The sequence below is a fragment of the Corynebacterium pyruviciproducens ATCC BAA-1742 genome, from assembly GCF_000411375.1.
Taxonomy (GTDB): domain Bacteria; phylum Actinomycetota; class Actinomycetes; order Mycobacteriales; family Mycobacteriaceae; genus Corynebacterium; species Corynebacterium pyruviciproducens.
Genome location: NZ_KE150446.1, coordinates 1305917 through 1328939 on the forward strand (window position 1 = coordinate 1305917; position 23023 = coordinate 1328939).

Consider the following 23023-nt stretch of genomic DNA (forward strand, 5'->3'; position numbering starts at 1 on the left):
GGCAATTCAGGGCACGCCCGGGCCCAACACCCCAAAAATCGTGCCAGAACAGCGAAAACGCCACCCCGAACACTTCCCGGCAGAGCCAGGAAACCTTGTATCCAAAGTGACGTTCTAACGGAGGGAATGACGGGAATCGAACCCGCGTCACCAGCTTGGAAGGCTGGGGTAATAGCCACTATACGACATTCCCAATGTCCAAAAGGTTACCTGGTTGCCTTACCCAATGACAAATTCGCAGTTCACGTTTCTTCGCGCGACACTATCCACCCCAGCTTCTCCCCCTAAGGGGGGATGTGAGGCACGTGTAGCACCTGATAATTTAATGGCAAAAAGTTACGCCTGCGTAAATATGCATTACACCTACAAATAGACACTTTTGCCAGAAGTGCGCCACCTTGTACCACCGGGAGCACGGAAAACGAGTCGCATTGATTACTTCATTTGGCAAATCATTTTTCTTTAGATGTGGATACCCACTTATTACCTCAGCTACTTTCCAGGAAATTATCCACAAAACACCAGTCGAATCCGTTTTTTACACCCTCCTGGAAACGTACAGAGGTACGAGGAATAATTCGATTCCAAAGCGGTTGGTTATACTATATGACCATGAAACCAGTAATTATTGATGAGGACACGGGTACGCCTCTCTGGACCGCGGTGGAGTGCGCGGAATATTCACAAACGGCACGCGGCACCTTTACCAGTTACGCTGGTCGCGGACGAGCTCCTAAACCCGTGGCTAAACTGCACGGACTCACCCTGTGGAACTCCAAGGACATCATCCAGTGGACCGAAGAGCGGTCGAAGGGAAACCGCGGAATCAATTACTAATTTTGTACATCCTCTTTTTGGGGGCGTCAGCCGGGAATGAGCGGCAGATGCCCCTTTTTCTGTGAGCGGAACATTTTTCCCCGCTCATCCGTTGAAACCGGTAGATACAAAAAGGGAAAGAAAGGCTTCACTGCATGTTCGGAATGCTGCTCATCGCACTCGTTGTCATCGGTTTGGTGGCATTATCGTCCAATCGCCAGTCACGAGGACGCAGGCAGGTGGAGCAAGTGAGCTTTGAGGATGCCCAGGCAGACGCGCGCCGGTGGATCGAGAGGCTCGGCGGGCAGGTACTCAACCTCACCGGCACCGATACGGCCAGCTCCCAGGCGATCGCCGACGCGTCCGAACGATACACGGCGGCCAACTCGCAGATCGCGCAAGCGCAGACGGTACGCCAGGCGCAGCTCGCCCGCGAATCGGCTCTTGAGGGGCTGCATTATATTAATGCCGCCCGCGAGATCATGGGGTTGCCCGAGGGGCCGGAGATCCCACCGCTCGAAGGGCAACGCGCAGCCGGCAAGGTGACCGAGGAACGCACCATCAACTACGACGGCCGGCAGATCACCGCCTCTCCGCACTCCAGCGATGCCACACCGAACTACTACCCGGGTGGCCGCGTTGCGGGGCGCCCGGTTCCTGCCGGCTGGTACTCCGAGCCGTGGTGGGCACCCGCCCTGATCAGTGGCATGTGGACTGCCAGCTCCGTCATGATGTTCTCCGCCATGTTTAACGGCATGGCCGGCGTGGGCTACGGCGCCCAGGGCTTTGAGCAGGGCTACGGCGACGGCTACGCCGATGGCTTTGAGGCTGCCGGTGGCGATTTCGATGGAGGATCCATCGACGGCGGTGACATCGACGCTGGCGGTATCGACGGAGGCGATGGTGGAGGATTCTTCGACGGCGGCCTCTTCGGGGGCGACGGCGGTGGATTCGACTTCGACTTTGACTTCTAAATACACAAAAATCCCGGCTTCACGGCCGGGATTTTTTCAATTAAAAGGCTACTTCACCTCAGGGGCTACACCTGTCTCCTCGTACTTGGCAAGGATATCGATGCGGCGCTGGTGCCGTTCCTCTTCACTCCACGGTTCGTCAAGGAAAGCGTCGACAAGCGTCAAAACCTCGTCCTCGGAGTGCTGACGCCCACCGATGGACAGAACCTGCGCATTGTTGTGGGCACGCGCGAGCCGTGCGGTGTCCTCATTCCAACCCAGCGCACAGCGAATGCCCTTCACCTTGTTGGCAGCCATCTGCTCACCATTACCGGAACCACCGAGGACAAACCCCAGCGAACCCGGATCCTTGGCCACAGCCTCAGCTGCGGCGATGCAGAAAGCCGGGTAATCATCCTGCGCGTCGTATTCGTGCGCACCGCAATCCGTCACCTCATAGCCGGCCTCGATCAGGTGGGCCTTGATAGCTTCCTTAGCCTCATATCCTGCGTGGTCAGCACCCAAATAAATATGCATACCCCTAAATGTACACTGTTACCTATGTCCCATGCTCCAGTTGTACGCAAGGTACGCCATAACATTGAAATCAAACCCTTCATTGTTATCTGGGAGGTGACCAGAGCGTGCGCGCTCGTGTGCAAACACTGCCGCGCAGACGCGCAACACGAGCCGCACCCGGATCAGCTCACCACCGAGGAGGGGAAGCGCCTGCTAGACCAGCTGGCCAGCTATGAGAAGCCCTACCCCCTCGTCGTCTTCACCGGTGGCGACCCCTTCGAGCGCTCCGACCTAGCAGAGCTCTGCCAGTACGGCACGAACCTTGGCTTGTCTATCAGCCTCTCACCTTCGGTCACCCCCAAGGTGACCCCCGAACGGCTGCACGAACTCCGCGAAGCAGGCGGCAAGGCGATGAGCATGTCGCTTGACGGTGCAACCCCTGAAACCCACGACGCATTCCGCGGTTTCAGTGGCACCTTTGATGCCACGTTGGAGAAGGCACCGCTCATTAATGCCGAGGGGTACCGTCTACAAATCAACTCGACGCTGACTAAGGGCAATATCCACGAGGCGCCTGCGCTACTTAAGCGCGTCATCGAGATGCAGGCAAAGATGTGGTACGTCTTCTTCCTCGTGCCCACTGGCCGTGGCGCGGACCTCAACGCGCTCAGCCCCAAGGAGCGCGAGGACACCCTCGTCTGGCTCGATGACATTTCTGATCGCATTGCCATCAAGACCACCGAGGCGCCCCAATACCGGCGCGTTGTCATCCAGCAGAAGCTGCGCCGTGAACATGGTCTAGCGCCGTACGAAGGAGGTGAGCTTTACCGCTACCTCACCGAGGAGACCGAGCGTATCTTCGGCGATGCCCCCTACAAGAAGCGGAAGCCTCGCGCCCCGATGGCCGTCAACTCCGGCTCTGGTTTTGCTTTCATCGACCACATCGGGGATGTATACCCCAACGGGTTCCTCCCCTTCCACTGTGGCAACGTGAAAAAACAATCCATCAACGAGATCTACGCCGAATCCCCCGTATTCAAATCCCTGCGCCACCCCGAGGGCTGGCACGGCAAGTGCGCGTACTGCGATTTCCACGATGTCTGTGGCGGATCCAGGTCCACCGCCTACGCGCTTACCGGCGATGTCCGCGCCTCCGACGATCAGTGCTGCTACGTACCCCAGGCGTGGCTCGACGCCGGCGGCACCCGCGTTCATCCCGAGCACGGCACCGGCATCCAGATTTCCCGCACTGGCGAAATTGTGGGAGTCCCCGCGGATTACTAGCACGGTGCCGGGTACGGGACCTGCGCCAGCGCGGTGTTTGCCGCTGCTCTCCGGAGTTCACGGTGTCTTGCAGCTTTCCGCAGCGTTGTGCAGATTTCTGCAGCTTCCAGCCCCCGCGAACCTGCAGGCTAATTTTTAGCCCTCAAGCCGGCCCGGAAAATCACCCGACCTGGGGTTGTGACAGAATCCCACCCGGCTTGCAGGCCAAGAATTAACCTGCACGTTCTACAGACACCACCAGAGCGCGGATTCCGCCACGCATCCCAACTACGGCATGCACGTTTCGTGGCAAAGCCACCGGAGGCCGGTACCCCGATCTGCGCACGCCTGTACCACGAACGTTGAACGCAAAAAGCCCGCCCCCCGTGCTTCAGAGAGCGCAGAGAGCGGGTGAATGCAATGTGAAAATCTAGGCTACGGTCACGTGCCTAATCGAACTCGGGCTTCTCAGTGCGAGTGCGCTTGAGCTCGAAGAAGTGGGGGTATTCGCCGAGGCGGACGGCAGCGTCGAATAGCTCGCCGGCCTCCTCGCCCACGGGGATACGGGTGAGAACCGGGCCGAAGAAACCGCTCTTGCCCAGCTTGATCACGGGGGTACCCACCTCGTCACCGACGGCCTTCATAGCGGCACCGTGGAACTTGCGGAGCTTCTTGTCGTACTCCTCGGTGTTGGCAATCTCGGCGAGGGAAGCCGGCAGGCCTACCTCGTCGAGGGATTCCTTAATGACGGCGTCGTACCCGCCGAAGCCGGAGGCCACGCGGCCACCGATGTGTACCTTGTTGCCCATGGCGGTGTAGAGCGCGTCCACCTTTTCGGGGTAGTTTGTCTTAACGGCGGCGAAAACGCGGGCGGGGCCCCAGTTGGCCTTCATCTTCTCCTTGTAATCCTCGGGAAGTTCGTCACGGCCTTCGTTGAGCACAGACAGGCTCATCGGGGTCCAGTCCACCTTAATATCGCGAACCTTTTCCACCTGCTTAATCCAGCGTGATGCAATCCAGCAGTAGGGGCAGCTCACATCGAACCAAAACTGAACGGTATCTTCTACCTTCACGTTTCCTCCTTTTGTCACGCGCCTTTTTACGCGTGGGTACAGTCTACCGAGAATGCCCACAATCTGTCAGTGTTTTATTTCCACTTCACCTCGATGGTGTACCCCTCCTGGCCGGTACCTTTGAGCAGCGCTTCGGTGTGGGCGGTGAGGAGTTCCTCGGTGCGCTTTTCTGCCCGGTCAAGCAGTCCGTCTTCCGTCGCTTTGTCACGCGCGTTCTGTTCTTCTTGGGCCACAAATTCCATGGTTTCTTGCACCTTGACCTGGTTGAAGGGGTTCATGGATTGGTCGTACACGGTGATGGTGGCCGGGTCGATCTTGGATTCGGTGATCTCCACCTTGGGGCTGGTGACGGTCACCTTGTGGGTGGCATCGTTGACCTCGACGGTGATCTGGGAGGCATCCTTGATCCCGGCCTTCACCTTGCCGTCGTAGGTGAACATGATGTTGTTGCCGGTGAACGGCACACCCCACCCGACGAGAACCTTGCCCGGATCCTCACGCTTGGCCACGTTGGTGAAGTCGTATTCCTCCACCGATAGCTCGGCGATGTCTTTGTAGCTCTCCCCGAGTGCGGTGGAGCCGACGATCGGTTTGCCGTTGCGCAGAAGCCCGAAGTGGCCCCCAGCCCAGAAGAATGCTGCTACAAGCAGCACGAGGACGACGAGGACGGCAGCAAGTTGGGTGGCTCTTTTGAGCATCAGAAAATCCCTTTCTTAAGCCAAACCTTTCATCAACATATTAACAGCGCACCTCACTGCCCACCAAGCCTGAGAGAGGGCTACATTACCTTGTATGAACCAACCTCTCCGCCACCGTTTTATTGCCTCGCTTACAGCCTCCTTTACCCTGCTCGCAGGCATCGTATCCAGCGCGAACGCAGAAGCCACCGCGCCCGCGTCCGCCACAACGCCCGCGTCCGCCACAACGCCTGCGACGCCCGCCCCCGGCACCGTCGTCAGCTCCACGCCGCTGCGCTTTGGTAACGGCTCCCGGTTTGTGTACGTGACGCGGGATCATAACGGCACGGTGGCCTACGCCGGCGGCGTTGTCATGGAGCCGTCTGCGCCGTGGCCCGGCCCCGGCCCCGTCCCCACCATCGCGTTTGCGCCGGGCACCCGCGGCGACGGGGACGCGTGCGCGAACTCGAACTCCATCATCGGCACCTTCGATCCGCTCACGGGGGCGCTTGGCACGAACTATGAGTCGCCGCTGCACATCGCCGCCTCCTTGTCTGGTGTGCGCGTGGTGGTCACCGATTACATCGGCGTGGGCACCCCCGGCGCGCCCGGCTACACCGTGAGCGATGAGGAGGGTTTCGCGCTTATCGACGCGGCCCGGGCGGCCTTCCGCCTCCGTGGACTGCCGGCCGACTCGCCGCTCGGTTTCCACGGCTACTCCCAGGGTGGTGGCGCCGCCGCGGCCGCGGCCGAGCAGGTGGGAACCTACGCCCCGGAGCTCAACGTCAAGGGCACGTACTCGGGCGCGGCGCCGGCGGATCTGCTCAAGGTGATGCCGGCCATCGACGGCTCCGCCATCGCCGGCGTGTTGGGGTATTCCACCAACGGGTACATGGACCGTTACCCGGAGATCCGCAAGGTGGTGGATGAGAATTTCAACGCCCGCGGAAAGCAGCTCTTGAGGGAGGCACAGACCTCGTGCATCGCCGATTTGTCCCTGCGGTGGGCGTTCACGGATACGCGGACGCTGACCACCACGGGCGAATCCTTCCCGGAGCTCGCCATGCGCGCCCCGGAGTTCCGCAACGCGCTCCTGCAGCAGCGCCTGGGACAACGCACCCCCACGGCGCCGATCCTGGTGAACTCGGGCAACGCCGATGACGCGATCCCCAACGAGCAGGTTCGCCAGATGGCACGCAACTACTGCGAGCGCGGCGCCACCGTCGATTTCAACGCGAACCTCACTCCGCTGGTGCCGGGCAAGTGGGTGCTCAACCACATCGGCCCCACCTACGGCGACGCGCCACTATCCATCAACTGGCTCCTCGACCGTTTCAAGGGCATCGCCTCCCCCAACGATTGCGGCCACATCTAAGGGCTTTCGGGCACTGTCACGTAACAGGCAGTGCCCTCAGTTACCCTGTACGGTATGAAGCTCGCAGCATTCGATTTTGACGGCACCATCCTCTTTGAGGACGGCATCCCCGCCCACACAATCGACGCGATTCACCGCTGGCAGGAGGCCGGCCACCTGGCGGTCGCCTCTACCGGCAAGTCGCTGGCGGCGGCGAAGTTCGGGCTCACGGGCTATGACCTCACCTTTGATTACTCGGTGTTGTTCACCGGCGCGGTGGTGGCCGATAAGGAGGACACCATCCTCCACAACACGTACCTTCCCACAGAGACGGTGCAGCAGATCATCGCCCACATGAAGGGCATCGATGGCATCGCCGTGTACACCACGCGCCTGACGGGGCGCGACGCGTGCTTTGCCTACAACGTCCCCGGGGGCTCCGCCACCAGCATTCTCAAGGATTCTGTAGAGATGACCGAGGAGGAGATCCCGGCCCACAAGTTCATCGGGATCCCCATGTGGGTGCCGGGTGATGACGCGTTGCGCGAGGAGCTTGTCACCTGGATCCGCGCGAATGTTGATGTGGAGTGCGTGGTGAACCAGGACTTCATCGATATCATCCCGGCCGACTGCACCAAGGGTTCGGGGCTCTACTGGCTGGCCAACCACCTCGGTATCCCCCGCAGCGAGGTGGAGCTCTACACGTTTGGCGATAGCTTCAACGATCTATCCATGCACGAGGTTGCCGATGAGTCGTTCAGCTTCACGTGGTCGCCCGCGGACGTGCAGGCGCGCACCACCCACGTCATCGACGGCGTGGACGCGGTCCTTGATCGGCTGCGCTAGCGGTACCATGACGGGTGACCAAGCGTTTCCTCAGAAAGGCCGCCCATGAGTTCCCCGTCCCCCTCCTCCCGTCTCGTCCCCGGCGCGCGCGTCGGCTTCATCGGGCCGGTCGAGCTGACTGATGATCGTCAGTCACTGGCATGCACGTGCGCGGACCTGGGGCTCACCTATGTTCCCGATCCCACGCCTGGGCTTGTCGACGTTCTCGTCTCCGATTTCCCGGTCGCCGGTACCCCGACGGTGTCCCGCGCGGAGTTTTCCGCCTGGGCGGCTGCACAGAGTGCAGCCCCGTTTACTACTACGGTCGCGCGAAGCGCGACCCTCCCCAGCTTCCCCACCCGGCCCTCCGAGGTGGCTGAGGTGGACGAGGAGGTCGCGGAAAAGCGAGAAAACCCAACCCAGCGCAACCTGTGGAAGGGCGTGGGCGGGACCGTCGCGGGACTCGTGCTCTGCGTCATCGCGGCGCTTATCGTGGACGAGGACAACGAGACCGCCGTCATCGTCGTCGGGAGCGTCATGCTCGCCCTCCTGGTGGCATTTGTGGTGCTCACCATCCTGGCGATCATTCAGTCGGTGCGGAAATTCTTCCGCTCGATGGACTAGTTTTCGCCCGCCTTGTACAGGAACGGGTTCGGCGGGGTGATGCCGTACTCCTGGATCTTGGGGAAGATCTCCGCGTAGATGCGGCGCTGCACGGCCCACTGGCGGCCCGGCAGGGTCTTCACGGTGATGCGGATGTTCGCGTGATCGGGTTTGACGCTCACGATGCCTTGGACGGAGGGCTCGTTCAGCACCATCTTCTTGATGTCCTCGGCCTGGACGGCGGCCTTGGCCGCCTCCTCGATGGCCTCGCGGGCGGTGTGGAAATCGTTTTGCAAGCCGATGGGGAAATCGATGCGCGCCAGCGCGTAGCCCTGGGAGAAGTTGCCCACGCGCTCGATCTGGCCGTTGCGGACAAACCACACGGTGCCGTCGATATCACGCAGCGTGGTCAGCCGCAGTGTGACGTCCTCCACGTCGCCCACGACCTCACCCACGTCGATGGTGTCACCCACGCCGTACTGGTCCTCCATGAGCATGAAGATGCCGGCAAGGAAATCCTTCACCAGAGACTGCGCACCAAAGCCGATAGCCAGGCCGACAACGCCGGCGGAGGCGATAATGGGTGCCACGTTGACGCCTAAGTTACGCAAAATCTCCAGCGCCGCCCACGCCCAAATAACGATGAGTGCCGTGGACCGCGCCACCGAGGCGAGCGTATCGATGCGGCCGCGCTTGCGCTCGTTGCGAGCCTTGGCCTCGTAATCGGCGATCTCCGCCTCCTTGGCGCTTACCACCGGGAGGAAGGAATGCAGCGGCTTTTCCTTTTGGTACGTGCTGAACTTCTTGATCGCCCAGGTAATCACCCATTGCCCGATGAAGGCGGCGATGATGGTGATCAAAATCCTAAACGGGCGCTGGATGAGCCACATCTGCGTGTCCGGGTCACTCCACCAGTTATTAAAAATGATGACTATCTTGTCCCACATGGTTATTAGGGTACCGCAGCTGTGTTCGAGAAGACCGCTGCGGGCGTGACCGGTTCGGTTTACGATGGGCCCATGGATAGCACCTCTCCGGCACTCACCGATATCCTCAGCTACGACTACCTCGCCTGGGTTTCCGACGACGGCAGCTTCGAACGCGCACTCAATATCCAAGACATCACCATCGTCTCCCAGTCCGATCGAGTGGTGGAGGCGGATGTCCAAGGCACCGCCGATGAGCCCTACCGGGTGACGCTCACCGCCTACGGGGATATCGTGGTGCCCACGTGCACGTGTCCGGTGGAATGGAACTGGTGCAAGCACGCCATCGCCGTGGGGATGGCGCTGGTCCCGGAGGACGCCGACCTCAGCTACGGCACCTGGGGCCTCGACTGCACCGCGGTGGAGGAGCGCTTTTTTGCCCAGGCCTCGCGCGAGATGCTCGTCCAGGTGCTGCGCGACTACCCGGAGGAAAGCGCCGGGAATCCCCACCCACTCATCACGCCCGCGGTGCTCACCGTGGGAACCCCGCAGGAGGTTGCCGCGCTCATGCGAATGGCGATGAAGAACCTCGCGGAGACGGCACGGCACGCTGTAACAAAGGCCAAGAAGTCACAATCTAGCTACCCGTACTCGGGGGAACTAACGGACATCCGCGACGATTTCGAGGGCACCATCGAAACACTCAACTCCCTTGAGGAAGACGGGCGTGGCAGGTACCTCCTCCCCGTCATCGAGAAGCTCATCGAGTCGCTCCTGCCCCTGTGCGAGCCGGAGATCCACATCAGCGGCTTCGTCCCCCTGCTGTCCAAGGCCCTCGCGCTGCACCTGCGACACTGCCAGGCCGTGGATGCCGGCTCCACGCACCTCGTCACGTGGCTTACTAGGACGCTCCCCGAGGTTCTCGACCAGCTGCCGCGCCACGATTTCACCCCGTACGCAGTACTGACGGAGAAGAAGGACCTCGTCGCCGCGGCTGACGCCGCCGAGGAGCGCGGTGATGCCCTCGTGCACGCCCACCTCAGCCTCCTGCTTCATAACGACGCCCCGCTCATCGCCTTCCTCGCCACCGAAGAGGAGTGGCTCCTCCTCGTCCGCTTCTACACCGATCGCGGCCGCCTCGACGAGGCGCGCGCCGTCATCCGCGACGCCTGGGATCCGGACTCTCCCGCCTGGATTGACGAGGACGACCTCGGCATCCTCATCCGTTCCTACCTCCCCGCGGAGGACTACGTCCGCTGGCTGCGCCAGCAGGCGGCCGGCGGTGATTGGCACTACGCCCAGGAGTACTTCCAACACCCGCTCGTCAGCTACGACGATGCCCTCGCGCTCCTCGACGAGTCAACGGGGGCCTTCGATGCGCCTCCGCTGTACGAGCCCAGGGACGCGACCGTCAGGTTCTATCTTGCCGCCCACCACAAGCGCGTGGATGAGGCCCTGAAGCTTTACTACGTATTTGGCCCCGACATCGCCCCCGAGTACGTTGCCGGGTTCGCCGTCGACCAGCTCCCGCAGACCCACCCGCTCACCTGCGTGGAGATGGTGCGCGACGGCGCCAACCGGCTGGTGTGGGAGGATTCGTTGGACGAAGCCGCCCGCTTCCTCGCCACCCTGCAGCGCGTGGTCGCCCACTCCCCCGAAGCCTCCCGCGCCGCCCGCGAAGCCGTCACCGCGATCCTCAAGGAGCACCCCGACAGCCTCGACCTGCGCTACTCGCTCAACCACGAGAACCTCATCACCACGCTTGACATCGAGCCCCTGCTCTAGGCCACTGGGAGCTCCTCCAACACGCAAACGCCGGAGGGCGAAAGGTTTCTTGGCTATGTGCATGGAGTAGCGGGAATTCGACTACTTACTGTCATCCAGGTAATGCGCCACGATGACTACACCCTCCTCATACGGCTCATCGTTGTACAAATTTTCTCTATGCCCCGCAGCGCCAGCGCCGATTTACACTCCGTGAGCGCCGTGACCAGCTGCATCGTCCAATGCTCTAACCGAGCAACGCGCTCCGCATTATTAACTCACGAAGCATAGCAGCAGGCAGCACACGCGGGGTAGAGATCGGATTGCAGTAGCTTCTGCTACGGTGTTAAATTTCGAACTGTACGCCAGGCGTTGAGCGCATCGCGCAAGAAGACCCCGGGCAGCAACTCCGAGGGTTACACTAACGTGTGACCCTCGTGTTAGTTAAATTCGAGGGGTCGACAGCATGCTTCTTGCTTATATTGATGAAATTGGATCACCTGGTGCGTTTGTGAGCCCGACTCATCCACGTTTTTCGGATAGCCCGGCGTTTGGGTACGGTGGCTTTATTATCTCAGAAGAATTCTCGAGACAATTCGGTGCATTCTTTTCCCACTGTAAGAAGACCCTTTTCAAAAACGACATTCCTGAGGGGCAGGATCCTGGGAGGTGGGAAAGAAAAGGTGCCGATTTATTGTTTGCCAGAACGAATGTTGAGCGCCTGTTAGGACTACAGATTTAGTAACGTCGTGGTGAGCGACTAGTGAGCGACTAGTAACGCCCGGGTGAGTATTGAGTAACACCCGGGCGTAGACCATGAATAGCTACTCCGTGTTGGCTTCTAAGCGCACGTTCGGGCCTTCCATGGTGATGATCTCAGCACCAAACTTCGGCCATCAACAAACCATGTGGCCATTTCTTCGTCGGTGATACCGGCGAGTTGTTCACGGGTTGTGATTTGTGTGCCGCCATTGTGTGACAGGCTTCTTGGACTGTGGTGTGTGAGCATCGCACAGTCGAGCAGATGTGGCGGACGGACCAGCCTTGAAAGACAAGATCCATCACGGCCCGATAATCAGTCACGATCGGACTCCTCTCATGATGCCACGTGCCCTGTTGCCACGCGGTCAGAAGACCCTTCTCCCACAGCGTTACTCGATACTCACCATTGCGTTACTGGATAGTCACCACAGTGTTACTAGATGCCCCCGCGCAACAGCGCCCACAAAACTTGCGAGTTTTAGGTTCGCTCATTTCGAGACTTCGAAAGCTGAATGGTTCACTGTTCTATTACGCAGAGGAGAAACCAATCGGTACTCCCAAAGAATCGAATTGCGGTCCTGAGGAGTTCAGACAGCGAGAGCACATTTCTATGCAGGAGACCCTTAACCGAATCGCTCGTCATGCTGATAAGTGCAACGAAAACGTCCTAGTCATGATGGACCAAATCAACGAAAAGGCACGCAAGCAGCGTCTTCCTGAAATGTACGCCCACATTTTCGGACGTTCCACCGAATTTCACGAAATGCGACGGATAATCGAGCCCCCAATGCATATCGACAGCGAGCTGTCCTCGAACATTCAATTCGCAGATTGGGTGTGCGCACTCGTTAAGAGGGCTATCGAATATCAGTTGGTCGAAAAGTCCCGTTACCGTTGGATACCCGTGGAAAATTCCCTGTCGCCTGCCCGTGGTGCATTCACTTACGATTCCAAACTTCATCTCTGTGACCGCTCAGTCGAAGACCTCCACCATTCTCAAATTTTTCACCTCTATCGGCCCGTCATAGCTGCGGGGACACTAGCAACTCAGAATCGATTAAAGCTCGAACAGGTCCGCCGAGCATCATTCCGAGCTAAGCTCTAGCCGCCAATCGGGAAAGAGGCTTCCAGTGCGTAGTTTCGGGATCGCTACAGCGATGCTTCCCACCCGGGTATCTAGTTGGCGATGCCGGTAGCCGCTACGAGTGTTTACCCGTTGATCAGACACGGTGGCATATTCGGCACCACAGATCGTGTCGGCTTGGACGGAAAGGATCTGGTTGATAAAGCTTTGTCCCACATGATGCCCAGCGTACTTGTCAACGGCTGGGCTCTCCAGGTGGGTAACAGGGGCTGCAGCACCTTCGCTGCACACCGCCGACGCTAGTGCGCCTTCACCGCGTACTCACCGGTTGTCCGCTCCTCGAGCACACCGTCGACTTCCATCTCCAGGAGAAGATCCTCCGCCTCCTCCGCGTCCGCGCCCTGCAAGGCAACAAGGTCATCCTCATTTACCGTGCCGTACTGGTCGAGGAAGGTACGCAAGCCGGTTAACCCGTCGTATTTCGCCGGGCGCAGGTACGCCAGTCGATGGCCGAGCAGGTGCCGTGCACCGTCGCCGAGAACCCAACCATGGCAGTGCCCCCTAATTATCCCGCTGCCACCGGCACCAGACACCGACAATACGATGAGCACGTCCAGCGCCGATCCCTCATCGATGGACAGCGCCCCCGCTAGGGACCGCGCCGTCACGTACGGCTCCTGGAAAAGCCGGTCAAGCGCGCGCAGCACCAGCTCATTTTCCAGGATCCGCTGCGGGCGAATGCCCCGCAAAAAGCGGACGACATTCCAATCCGGCTCCCCGCCGAACAGGTATACATGGGTGTCATCGAAGCGAGGCGGGGTCAGTCCGAGCATGATCATCGCCTTCCCGGAAATGGGGAAGCTCGACTGGCCCTGCATGCGTGGGTTGGCAAACCCCACCGCCCGAAGGAGATCCAGCATCTGCCGGTTCATGCCCTCGCGGGGCACGTACTCGAAGGTGAGAGTTCTGTCGGAGCTCCACGTGATCTCCACGGGGTGGTTGAGCTTGTTCATGCTCAGGACGTAGGCCAGCGTGTCGCGCACGGTCTGCTCGGGCACAGGCCGGGAGGCGGCCTTGAGCTCACCCACACCCCACTCCACCGGCTTGTTCAGCTCACTGATGAGCTTTTCGACGTTCACAAGCCCCTCCAGCAGGCTCCTTCCCGTGGCCCACTCCCGATTCACGCTGAACCGAGGCACGCCCACGGGCGCCAACAGGTAGAAGCCCATGTTGGTGAGCTTCCCCGCGTGTGTTGCCGCCCCGATGTGGACGAGCACCTCCTCGTCGGACATGCCGGCGCACTCCCCCACCCACACGCGCACGATGTCCATCGTTTCTGCCGATACGACGCTCGTCGACGCATCGGATGCCTCATCCGACCACCACTGGCCCCGATCGACCGTGCCGGATGGCAGCACAAGATTCCCGTTTTCATCACTGACGGGCGATATCGCTGGCAGCACGTACACCACCAGTATCTCCACACCGCAAACGATCCATTTCTTTATCTCTACTGCTGCGTCGACGGTTCGCTCCAGCCGGGCTGTCAGCCACCTCGAGTCAATGGCGGTACCGAGTGGCTCCAGTGTCGCCGGATCGATGCCCACCACGATGAACCCGCCACCGGCATTGGCGTGCAACGGCACAACGGCCGCCACCTGGTCGGCGATCTCCGAGTCGTGGATGTTCGACGGCCCAAGTTCGAACAGCATCGATTGCTTTTCCGCGACCATCGTCATCCGGTCACGCACGCGCTCCGGCACTTGCGGGTCTTCCGTCCCCACCCACGAGACGAAAATGTGTACGAGCTCCTCCAGCTGCTCCCTGCTCATCCTTGTTTCCATGATCTTTCCTTTCTTTGTGCACCGTGGCCCCACAGCAAACAAAGACAGATGGGCCTCAGCGCAGCACTGGCCGACACCGGCCAGGTTGTCGGTTGTGACTATTCAGTTGGTGAGCGCAATGGCGAACGACCACGTAAGCGGTCGCCACGTCGGCGCGCTGCAAATGAAAAAATGGATTTCCCCGGAAGATTTCGCCCCATCCCGTGGGCGAGAAGCTGTTCGTCTCTACGAACACCAACACCATTTAGTATAACTGGCCGACACACACCCCGGTAGCGTTTTTCGCACATGCTTCCAAAGCCGCGTTCCCCTGCATGAATGCTCCTCAGCACATACTGTTAAAAGGCATGGCACTTCCCACCACACCACCTGCTAGACCAACCCCGCTTTCTGAGATCCTCTCGCACGACTACCTCATGTGGGTTGCCGACGGCTACAGCTTCGAAATCGGCCATTACCCACACGTCGCCTATGTCACCAGGGTCACCGAAAAGTCGCCCACCCTTGTTGAGGGTCTGGTCCAGGACTCTGCTGGCAACACACAGACAGTAACCATCGAATCAGTGGGTTCAAAAGCCAAAGCGAGCTGCACCTGCACGTGGGGGCGACGATGGTGTTCGCACAGCGTAACGGTAGCACTGCGGTGCTGCCCGGATGCGGAGGACCCGACAAAGCCGTGGCTAGACACGGACACCCTCTTTGAGCGTTTCCTGGAGAAGGCCGCGCGAGCAGAGCTCGTCGAGATGCCTAACGAGCTTCGAGATAGCCTCGGCCAGGACGATCAGTACCTGATCCTCACCGCTGCGCACAGCGTTGGGGTCACCGTAGGAGATGGGCAAGATCATGCTGGTGGAGGTGCGAAACCTCGTCGCCTTGTCTGGTCTCTCCCCGGTGGAGGGTGTCGCATCCTCAACCGCAACTGTGGATGCCTTGGGTTGCAGCAGATTCTACGGGGATTGGAAGAACCTCCTTCAATCCTTTTAGGAACTGGTCCTCTCCGATCGGGACGAGTACCTTAGACCAGCGGTTGACAAGGCGACGGAGGCGCTTCGCATTCTCGCTGCTCACGACAAGCACCACTCAGACCTCCTGGAGCAGGCGCACGACCTGCAAAAGATACTCCTCTGATCGGAGAAGCAACCTCTCCGGTCATATCAGTCCCCACGGCCTGAGGATGTGGATGCTTCTCAACGCCCCTAGAACCACGCTTCAGCCACGTCACCTGCATAGAAAACCAAGCACACCGATGTTCGACAATGTTGCGCTCAGTGTTTCCCACCTCCACATAGGATGAACCCATGGATAAACCACTTACACAAATTCTCACCCGCGACTATCTCATGTGGGTCTCCGAAAAAAGCAGTTTCGAGAGTGCCCAGGCAGTCCAGAACATCGAAGTATACAAAGCTTCCCCCACTCATATTGAGGCATCGGTGTACGAAATTCCTGGTAAGCCGTACACAGTCACCATCGATTCCGACATGACTGGTACCTCAGCTACGGCCACATCCTCCTGCACGTGCCACCTTGACCAGCCGTGGTGCAAACACAGCATCGCCGTCGCGCTTCTTTTTTGCCGGAAGGTAAAGAACTCCTCAAAACCGGGTCTGGATAGGGATGCGATCTTTGACCGCTTCCTCCAAGAGGCGACACGGAAAGAGCTCGTGGATGTCCTCGATGGTTTGCGGCACGAGCTAGGGCTGAACGAAAACAATCTAATCGTCCCTGCTGTGCTTAGCGTTGGTACACCAGAGGAGACGAGCGCCGTGATAGCGATGAGCGTGCGAACTCTCCTTACTGTTTCCGGTGTTTACAATTCGGCAGACAAAATACCGGAAGATGACCACCTCTACGAAGATTGGCAGATGACAATCGGATCCTTCAATCTGCTGCTAGGAGACGAGCGGGGTGCCCGACTTCTGCCGACCATTGAGGAGATGATAGAGGCTCTGTACGTATTAGCAGATAGGGATGAACACTACACCACCTTCCTGGGCCTAACGATCAATCTTCACCTGGCGTATTGCTGCATGTACGGAATAGATTCACGCCACGTCGTCTCGTGGTTGGAGAACAACATTGAGGCCATTGACTCCCGCCTCCCCGTCTACGATTTCTCGCCCTACGTCCAGTGTGTCAATCATCTTGATCTTGCCACCGCTATGAACCGCGCAATCGAAGCCAAAAACAAGATCCTCGATGCTTATCTATCGCTTATCGCGTACGACCCCGAGCCCTACCGCGCACTCCTCGCCGAGCGTGGCAACTGGTTTGCCCTCGCAAACAATTACGGTGAGCACGGCGAGCTTGATAAGGCTCGAGAGATCATTGCTAAGGCTCAAACCCCGAACTCAGGTGTCACCATCGCCCCCGACGAGCTCGCGGAACTCATCCGCCTCTCGGAAACAGCGGAGGAGTAACCACATCAGGCCAGGGCCACCACGCGTCTCCTTCACCTAGCGTCCCATCCCGCTCGCACGCATCCTCACCCACCGCTTCCTCTAGAGCATCTCCTCCCCTGAGGCCTTCCGGCAAGCGAAACCTGCGGATCCCCCCGAGCGCATCGAAGCCAGCGTCGGAAGCGGCACCAGTACACCACGCACAACGTGACCATCGAATCGCTCGAGGATCAGATCACTTTCTCCTGCTCGTGCCCCACAGTCAGCGACGGGCCACGCGACTGGTGCCCACACCTCGTCGCCGTCGGCCTCCGTGTCTTCCCGCACACCGCTGACCAGTTCGTCCCCCGCCTGGACCGAGATGCCCCTCACCCGCTTCTTCGCGCACTCAACGCTGGAGGACCTCGGCAAGACACTCATAGAACTGCACGCGAACGGCAACCTCAGTGAAGACGGACTCACCGCGTGGGCCGTGGACCATGCCGGCCCCCCGCAGAATTCGGGGCCTTCATGTACGCATCCATATCGGACCTCCCCTACGATTTTTACTCCGCCATCATGAACACTTTGGGTGGTTCCGAACCTGATGCTGCCCCCACCCTCGCCACCACGTTTGGTGAGCTTCTCGACACCCTTGAGAACGCCCTCACCCCTGATCGCGGCCCCCATCTCCTCTCCGCCGTGGAGCAGGCCGTCAAGCTTGGCTGCGACTTCGCCACCCATGATGACTCTTGGACTCCGCTCCTCACCCGCGCCCTCACCCTTCACGAACGCTTCTGCCACGCCTACCCGCCGAGCTCCCAAAGGATCGTCACCTGGCTCGACCACTACATCGACTGCATCCCCGAGCGCCTCCCCCACCACGACTTCGGCGCCTATTCCCCGCTCATCAAGCAACAGGACCTCGCTACCGCGATCGAGAGCTTCCCGCAGGGCGATGACACTCGTATCTCTTAGAGCTTCTACTCCCCGGCACTTCCCAGTAAGGCAGCTTCGTCACCGCCAGGTACTCGACCCGACATCTCTAACACAGTGATTTGGGCCCGAGTAACTGTGATAGCCCCCTAAAGCCAATCGCATCTCTCACAATTTCCCAGACAGGATCATCGTTTCCTCTTGCAACCACCAGCAAGTCAGTCCTTTTTCCAATGAATGAGCCTGACCTTCAACGATGCCCATATCGTTGACTCCTCGCCCACCAAAGTGCCTTGATAGTATGCGCTACGTCGTAACACGAGCGATCCATCGCGACCGGAGAAGATACACACGCCTCTAACCAGCAACGGCAGATGACACGTACTAACCCTGTGGAGTGGGTATGCCCCACCTCGCCACAAACTAATTGCCCTCATCGTGTTCGACTTCCCTCAACGAACGTCGAACTACCTAGTTATACACGCTTCCGTAAAATGCCCTCGCCGCCAATCCCCACGACTGTGAACCCCGTCACAACCTCGCCGACCGTCCGTTTACGCCTCGCGAAAGACTGAGCACGGGACACGCTTTAAGCCTGCTCTACCCCGACAAGGTCGTAATTTCCCGAGAGGGAGAAATTGTCCGCTACGTCCATGAAATAGCGGGAGTGGGTTTTCTTGATGTCATCGAGACTCTCAGCGGTGATGAGTACGACCTCAGTGTTCGGGTCGTCCCTGTATTCTTTTTCGCGTTCCAGGCGAACACGCACTGCCTCTGCTGGATCGTCAAACTCAGAGAGCCGCAGAGCTCCAGAAATACGGTTGTAAATTAAAACAAAGTCTTTCATACGATCACTCCCTTCCTTCTTGGCTTGTTACTCCTTTTCTTAGCTCATTTAGTGATTGAAGTAAACCCTGCAAGGCATCGAGAGTCTGAAGATTTGCCCTCGCCGCCTTTGCTTGGGCTAACTCGGATTCCGCCAAATATCGAAAACTTTGTGATCTGAGCTCGTGAAACTTTGGCTCGATCAAAATCCGATGATGTTTAGTAATCGACAGCCGTAAGGCCCGATTTATCGATTCAGTACTTTCTTCTGTCGTCCGCTCCGCACGATGTAACCCCTCTGATAGATCCAAAAGCCGGTGATACAGGGATTCGAACCGCTTGTCAGGAATTATCGGATCGTCCTGATACCGAATGGATCGACCAGCAATATCACCGAGAATTTCAAAAGCGTTCGCCCAACGCGACTGAAAAAGCGTACGCAGTTGGACTTCAACGCGACCAGCACGGGAAGTAATTACACAGTGCACCGCCCGGTATCCGTGTTGAGACTTCTCTCTATAGTCTTTAATCTCAACTTTTACCCCTAGGGGTACAAGTTCATCACAAATGTGCTCCGCCATGGACATCAAATCCGACAGATAGCAATCCCATTCCAGACGGACTCCAACAAAATCAAACATATGCGAAAGCTGGATATGCTGGCGTTTAATCTTGTCAGCTATGGTTAGACCAGTTTTGACTCGGGTATTGGCAGCCAATAGAGAGCACCCTGCGAAACTGGGCGGGAGGAATTCTGTTAAGGCATCTCTAGTTCGCTCCCCCAAATTTCTGTACCAAGTGATTATATCGGCAGCGCTATCGGGAGGGCTAGATCTTTTGCCTGAATAGTATTTTCCCAATGTATTTACAGCATTCTTCGCAAACGGAGGATCTTCTACGAGGAACCGCCAATCAGCTTCATCTGCCATAAACGACCCTATCGCCCAAAAATGAATTCACGGGATAGTGTCATGGTACCTAGTTTTTAATCAGCTGTCTTCGTGGAAATCTCTTTTCCTATCTGCCACCCAGTTTTCTTCAGCGACGAGTGCCGCCCCGTCATCATCTGAACAAGCATGGGCACATTGGCATCGACGTAATCGTGGACCACTGCGTCGCGGTTCGGGTCACGCGTGACCCGGCCGGTGTACTGTATGGCCAGCCCCTTAAACCGGAACGGTGCTGCAAGAAACAGCGTGTCCATGCTCGGCATGTCCACCCCTTCACCCGCGGATTGCCCCATCGCGACTAAACATGCCTGCCCACGTCCTACTACGACGCGCACACGTTCCCGGTCCTCCGGCGACGAAGCCCCGGACAGATTCACCACCGGCACCGAAACCCCGCCTGCCGTACACAGCTCACGAATATTGCTCTCAATGTTGCTTAGCGCATCAAGGCGGTTTACCAGCACCAGGCAGCTATGTCCTCCAGAAAGTGCTTTCACAACATCCGCTGCAACCTGCAGGTTCCGGGCCGAATCAACGGCAAGCTCGTTGTACAGCCCTGCGATATCCACTGCGTCGCTGTCGAATGACGTGCGGTGAACAACCACATCCCGGCGCGCCGTCACCTCCGCAGGTAGCTGCGCGCGGACGGGACCGAACTGGAAGGTGATGAGCCGGTCCAACCTGTCGTAGCGGTAGTTCGTAGCCGTGAGCCCCACCCAGTACCGTGCTCTTACAGCTTCGAACGCAGCCTCCGCACGCGGGCCGACAGCGGCATGGCATTCATCGACGATTATCTGGTCAAAACCTCGCAGAAGCTCCGCACCCTGACGTGCGAGTTTCTGTTGCGAAAAGACATCGATGCCGTCTGTCGTACTGAGGAATTTTTCAAGCCGCTTCTCCCACTGTGTCTTGAGCTCCCGCCGGTGCACGATAATCGCCGTACGCACTTTCCTGCGCCCGATGAGTGCGCACGCCATGACGGTCTTGCCCTGGCCGGGATCGGCAAGAAGGATACCGATCGGGTCTTTCTCCATCGCCTTCACCGCTTTTCGCTGCCTGGGGCGAAGCGTACCGGTGAATCCCACGTCAATTTTCCGCGCTGGACGGGGACGAGAAACCGTGACCTCGTAGCCGGCGGTGGTGAGGACGCGACGTGCGACGTCGACAAGCCCCCGAGGAATGCTCAGCTCCCCATCCTCGGTGTAGCGGCGAATGATGCGCGGTGTTCCATACGTACTCAACCTCGAGTTTTGTTTGCGGTAGAACTCTGGGTTGGGAATCGTCGCCCGCCACTTCAGCTCAGCAAGCACACGCTTGTCGACGTCCCCCGTTACCGCAATGCGCTCCCCCACCCGTAGAGTCACTTTCTCACCCTTCACGATGCGCGCATACGGCTCGCGCTTCGGTGGCTCTTCCCCACCACCAAACACTATCTGCGACGGTGCTTCAGTATCGGTGAGTTCCTCCAGTTTCTCCACCGGCACGCGCCTGACCTCCGCGAGCCGTCCGAACTGATCCGCGTATTCCGAGAACGTTTCCGGGTCGACGAACACCGTTGTCCGCTTCGACTTCCACGAACCCAAATGCAGTGGCAGCGCGATGAGGTTGCCGAGCCGCGCTGCCTTCTTCTTCGCCTTCACCGGCAGCGTGTCTTGCGAGGGAAAGAAACGATCCAGCGAGTGGAGGCGCAGGTCAGGACGCTTCTCCGCAGCCTCCTCCACCAGGCGGTACCCGAGCCTCCGCGCAAGTGCTGCCGACACCGGCTTCTCAAAGAACAACCACACATGCGCACCATCGCCACTTCGCGACAGCTCCAGCAGCGGATCCAGCCCCCTCGCCCGCGCCACCTCCACATACGCCCGGGCATCTGCGCGCCAATCCCCGTCATCGAAGTCACACACCAAGAGCTTGCACCTATCCCCCGGCAGCATGACGTAAATCCCCTTGTGCGACGCGTTCTCATCCCACATGTGCCGCCTAATGATGTCCCGCATCAAAGGCAAGAAAGCCTTTTCCTCTTTATCTTTCCCCGGCGCATACTCCCGTGCTGGCGCCCATCCCTTAGTCCCCTTCGCCACATTCTCCCACGCGTAGGCGTACACGTCTTCACGTCCAGCGAACAGAGACATGTACAGGTCGAGGTTATTATCGCGGGTGCGGCTTTGTTGAACTGAACCCGGGGAAGATTGTTCTGGTATATGTTGCGGCGAAGATGGAACCAGCGTGAGACGGTCGGCCACGGGCTTCTGGGCCTGAGCTTGAGCAGAAACGCTGGTGCGAATCTCGCGGATCTCACACAGCATCTGCATACACATTTGTTCCAAGAGGGCAATGCGAGAATCAAGATCCATAGATTAAGAGTACGTGAGACCATAGCCCAAGTCCCCTAATTCGAATACCAAGAATTGCAAGGGCTCTACCTCTCTATGCCACGCAACCTCGTTTTCGGAAACGGGACCGATGAAGTCTAGTATTCTTAGTCCTCGAGTTCCTCTTCTAGGAAATTTTTTAGCTTCTCCGTACTCGGAGTATAACGATATATCGCCAAAGGAATTACGCTGATTGCAGGCCACGCTGGCGCAGACTTAAAGCCAGCATCTCCAAGTATCAACCCTAACCGTGACATCAACTCATCTAAGTAACGACGGTTAATTGTGGCACCTGTAGTAATCTTCTGAGCCAGTTCCTGAATCGAGTTCATCGATCGCTCAATCGGATTTTCATCTCTTTCTGTCGGAACGGCTGCTACCTGCATCAGAGTCGTTGCCTCGATAGGTGATGCCCCAATCTGAGACAATAAGAGCTCACGCCTCATAGGACCAAATTCAAAATCATAAGGAATCTCTCCTACAAAACAGCATTCCGAGTCTGTTCCTTCAGCCGGTCTCACAGAAACTGAAATCGACTTGCCATACATTGCGCCCATCAACTCCAAGAGCGACTGGAATGATTGATCGGGATCCTGGTCGATAGCCTTATTTAAAACCAGAGTGGACTCAATAATTGAAGAAATGTCTGTTATCTGAGTTGGAGCAGTTATGCGGAGCAGCATGCCGGGTTTAATCTGCTTCCTTACTTTCCCCCGCAGCCAGTCCCTCCTTCTTCTTGTGGTTTCAGAAATATCCGCCAGGTAGCCGAGTGCTTCAGCATTTTCTTCTAGCTGGGAAACATGTAGATCCGCAACAGCTAGTACTTGCGATTCCTCTGCTTGCGTGTTCTTTTCCCCTTCGAAGAAGTTTTTTATTCCCGCGCGTACCTTGTTAGATCGGGCTTCTTTGTGTGTTTTCTCTACAGGCAGACCATCAGAGAATTGAGCTAGGAGACTACCGACACGTTGCCTGTCTACGAACAGATAGCTCCGCAGATCAAACGCTTCAGATTCTGGAAGATAAGTAGCCATACCCTAAATCATATTTGCTTCGGAATACTCGCGTAAATGATCAATCCTTATGCCGATCTCAGGAACTCTCG

At 58.4% G+C, this 23023-nt stretch carries 22 protein-coding genes, 1 tRNA gene and 1 pseudogene; 11 read left to right on the plus strand and 13 right to left on the minus strand.

Translation table 11 applies throughout. From position 1 onward, the window contains the following. Positions 1-121: 121 nt before the first annotated feature. Positions 122-193 (minus strand) — tRNA-Gly (locus tag HMPREF1219_RS05635). Between the two features lie 419 nt (positions 194-612). On the opposite strand from HMPREF1219_RS05635, the gene HMPREF1219_RS05640 reads away from it, so the two are divergent. Both HMPREF1219_RS05640 and HMPREF1219_RS05645 read left to right on the plus strand, forming a co-directional pair. Continuing rightward, entirely contained in the window at positions 613-837 is a 225-nt protein-coding gene (locus tag HMPREF1219_RS05640; RefSeq protein ID WP_040427317.1) for a hypothetical protein, read from the plus strand. 134 nt (positions 838-971) lie between these two features. After that, on the plus strand, positions 972-1790 hold the full coding sequence (locus HMPREF1219_RS05645) for a hypothetical protein (protein WP_016457932.1): 819 nt from the start codon (positions 972-974) through the stop codon (positions 1788-1790). A gap of 48 nt (positions 1791-1838) precedes the next feature. Here the strand turns inward: HMPREF1219_RS05645 and HMPREF1219_RS05650 are convergent, their stop codons facing one another. After that, complete coding sequence (locus tag HMPREF1219_RS05650) at positions 1839-2306, minus strand: ribose-5-phosphate isomerase (protein ID WP_016457933.1); 468 nt, start codon at positions 2304-2306, stop codon at positions 1839-1841. A gap of 24 nt (positions 2307-2330) precedes the next feature. On the opposite strand from HMPREF1219_RS05650, the gene HMPREF1219_RS05655 reads away from it, so the two are divergent. Next, the gene (locus tag HMPREF1219_RS05655; protein WP_016457934.1) at positions 2331-3572 is read left to right on the plus strand and encodes a TIGR04053 family radical SAM/SPASM domain-containing protein; all 1242 of its coding nucleotides are present in this window, start codon (positions 2331-2333) and stop codon (positions 3570-3572) included. A 428-nt stretch (positions 3573-4000) separates the two neighbouring features. Here the strand turns inward: HMPREF1219_RS05655 and HMPREF1219_RS05660 are convergent, their stop codons facing one another. Together HMPREF1219_RS05660 and HMPREF1219_RS05665 are read right to left on the minus strand one after the other, a co-directional pair. Continuing rightward, complete coding sequence (locus HMPREF1219_RS05660; protein ID WP_016457935.1) at positions 4001-4624, minus strand: mycothiol-dependent nitroreductase Rv2466c family protein; 624 nt, start codon at positions 4622-4624, stop codon at positions 4001-4003. A gap of 74 nt (positions 4625-4698) precedes the next feature. Then, on the minus strand, positions 4699-5322 hold the full coding sequence (locus tag HMPREF1219_RS05665) for a DUF4230 domain-containing protein (RefSeq protein ID WP_016457936.1): 624 nt from the start codon (positions 5320-5322) through the stop codon (positions 4699-4701). 94 nt (positions 5323-5416) lie between these two features. Here HMPREF1219_RS05665 and HMPREF1219_RS05670 point away from each other — a divergent pair, with 94 nt between their 5' ends. The 3 genes from HMPREF1219_RS05670 to HMPREF1219_RS05680 are packed head-to-tail and all read left to right on the plus strand — an operon-like array spanning position 5417 to position 8104. Next, positions 5417-6676, plus strand: coding sequence for a lipase family protein (locus HMPREF1219_RS05670; RefSeq protein ID WP_016457937.1), 1260 nt, complete (start codon positions 5417-5419; stop codon positions 6674-6676). A 54-nt stretch (positions 6677-6730) separates the two neighbouring features. After that, positions 6731-7501 carry an HAD-IIB family hydrolase gene (locus HMPREF1219_RS05675; protein WP_040426964.1) on the plus strand — a complete coding sequence of 257 codons (771 nt, stop codon included), beginning with the start codon at positions 6731-6733 and terminating at the stop codon, positions 7499-7501. 45 nt (positions 7502-7546) lie between these two features. After that, positions 7547-8104, plus strand: coding sequence for a hypothetical protein (locus tag HMPREF1219_RS05680; RefSeq protein WP_016457939.1), 558 nt, complete (start codon positions 7547-7549; stop codon positions 8102-8104). On the opposite strand, the gene HMPREF1219_RS05685 is transcribed toward HMPREF1219_RS05680, so the two are convergent. Further along, positions 8101-9030: a mechanosensitive ion channel family protein gene (locus HMPREF1219_RS05685; RefSeq protein WP_016457940.1), complete on the minus strand. Its 930-nt coding sequence runs from the start codon at positions 9028-9030 to the stop codon at positions 8101-8103. The genes HMPREF1219_RS05680 and HMPREF1219_RS05685 overlap by 4 nt on opposite strands. A 72-nt stretch (positions 9031-9102) precedes the next feature. Here HMPREF1219_RS05685 and HMPREF1219_RS05690 point away from each other — a divergent pair, with 72 nt between their 5' ends. The 3 genes from HMPREF1219_RS05690 (at position 9103) to HMPREF1219_RS05695 (ending at position 12640) form a co-directional block, all read left to right on the plus strand. After that, positions 9103-10794 (plus strand): SWIM zinc finger family protein, encoded by a 1692-nt coding sequence (locus HMPREF1219_RS05690; protein WP_245554402.1) that lies wholly within the window; start codon positions 9103-9105, stop codon positions 10792-10794. Between the two features lie 445 nt (positions 10795-11239). Beyond that, positions 11240-11515, plus strand: a complete 276-nt coding sequence (locus HMPREF1219_RS12470) for a DUF3800 domain-containing protein (protein WP_084594665.1) — start codon at positions 11240-11242, stop codon at positions 11513-11515. Positions 11516-11965: 450 nt separating this feature from the next. Next, positions 11966-12640 (plus strand): DUF3800 domain-containing protein, encoded by a 675-nt coding sequence (locus HMPREF1219_RS05695; RefSeq protein WP_281166638.1) that lies wholly within the window; start codon positions 11966-11968, stop codon positions 12638-12640. On the opposite strand, the pseudogene HMPREF1219_RS12475 reads toward HMPREF1219_RS05695, so the two are convergent. From HMPREF1219_RS12475 to HMPREF1219_RS12785, 3 genes and pseudogenes are all read right to left on the minus strand, one after another. After that, positions 12635-12829 (minus strand): annotated as a pseudogene (locus tag HMPREF1219_RS12475) (transposase); the annotation flags it as partial. The gene HMPREF1219_RS05695 and the pseudogene HMPREF1219_RS12475 sit on opposite strands and share 6 nt — an antisense overlap. A gap of 89 nt (positions 12830-12918) precedes the next feature. After that, on the minus strand, positions 12919-14463 hold the full coding sequence (locus HMPREF1219_RS05700) for a hypothetical protein (protein ID WP_016457943.1): 1545 nt from the start codon (positions 14461-14463) through the stop codon (positions 12919-12921). Between the two features lie 680 nt (positions 14464-15143). Further along, positions 15144-15308, minus strand: a complete 165-nt coding sequence (locus HMPREF1219_RS12785; RefSeq protein ID WP_156823210.1) for a hypothetical protein — start codon at positions 15306-15308, stop codon at positions 15144-15146. 453 nt (positions 15309-15761) lie between these two features. Between HMPREF1219_RS12785 and HMPREF1219_RS05705 the strand changes: the two genes are divergently transcribed. Then, a complete protein-coding gene (locus HMPREF1219_RS05705) occupies positions 15762-16883 on the plus strand; it encodes an SWIM zinc finger family protein (protein WP_016457945.1) in 1122 nt (373 codons plus the stop codon). A gap of 81 nt (positions 16884-16964) precedes the next feature. Here the strand turns inward: HMPREF1219_RS05705 and HMPREF1219_RS05710 are convergent, their stop codons facing one another. Next, positions 16965-17282 carry a hypothetical protein gene (locus HMPREF1219_RS05710; protein ID WP_156823211.1) on the minus strand — a complete coding sequence of 106 codons (318 nt, stop codon included), beginning with the start codon at positions 17280-17282 and terminating at the stop codon, positions 16965-16967. A 90-nt stretch (positions 17283-17372) separates the two neighbouring features. On the opposite strand from HMPREF1219_RS05710, the gene HMPREF1219_RS05715 reads away from it, so the two are divergent. Then, positions 17373-17819, plus strand: coding sequence for a hypothetical protein (locus tag HMPREF1219_RS05715; RefSeq protein WP_016457946.1), 447 nt, complete (start codon positions 17373-17375; stop codon positions 17817-17819). A 547-nt stretch (positions 17820-18366) separates the two neighbouring features. Here the strand turns inward: HMPREF1219_RS05715 and HMPREF1219_RS05720 are convergent. The 4 genes from HMPREF1219_RS05720 to HMPREF1219_RS05730 all read right to left on the minus strand — a co-directional run bounded on the left by HMPREF1219_RS05720 (position 18367) and on the right by HMPREF1219_RS05730 (position 22952). Further along, positions 18367-18624, minus strand: coding sequence for a hypothetical protein (locus HMPREF1219_RS05720; protein ID WP_016457947.1), 258 nt, complete (start codon positions 18622-18624; stop codon positions 18367-18369). A 4-nt stretch (positions 18625-18628) separates the two neighbouring features. Beyond that, positions 18629-19531, minus strand: coding sequence for a nucleotidyltransferase family protein (locus HMPREF1219_RS12485; RefSeq protein WP_016457948.1), 903 nt, complete (start codon positions 19529-19531; stop codon positions 18629-18631). 56 nt (positions 19532-19587) lie between these two features. After that, the gene (locus tag HMPREF1219_RS05725; RefSeq protein WP_016457949.1) at positions 19588-21903 is read right to left on the minus strand and encodes a TOTE conflict system archaeo-eukaryotic primase domain-containing protein; all 2316 of its coding nucleotides are present in this window, start codon (positions 21901-21903) and stop codon (positions 19588-19590) included. A 125-nt stretch (positions 21904-22028) separates the two neighbouring features. Further along, entirely contained in the window at positions 22029-22952 is a 924-nt protein-coding gene (locus HMPREF1219_RS05730; RefSeq protein ID WP_016457950.1) for a DUF6414 family protein, read from the minus strand. Positions 22953-23023: the final 71 nt, after the last annotated feature.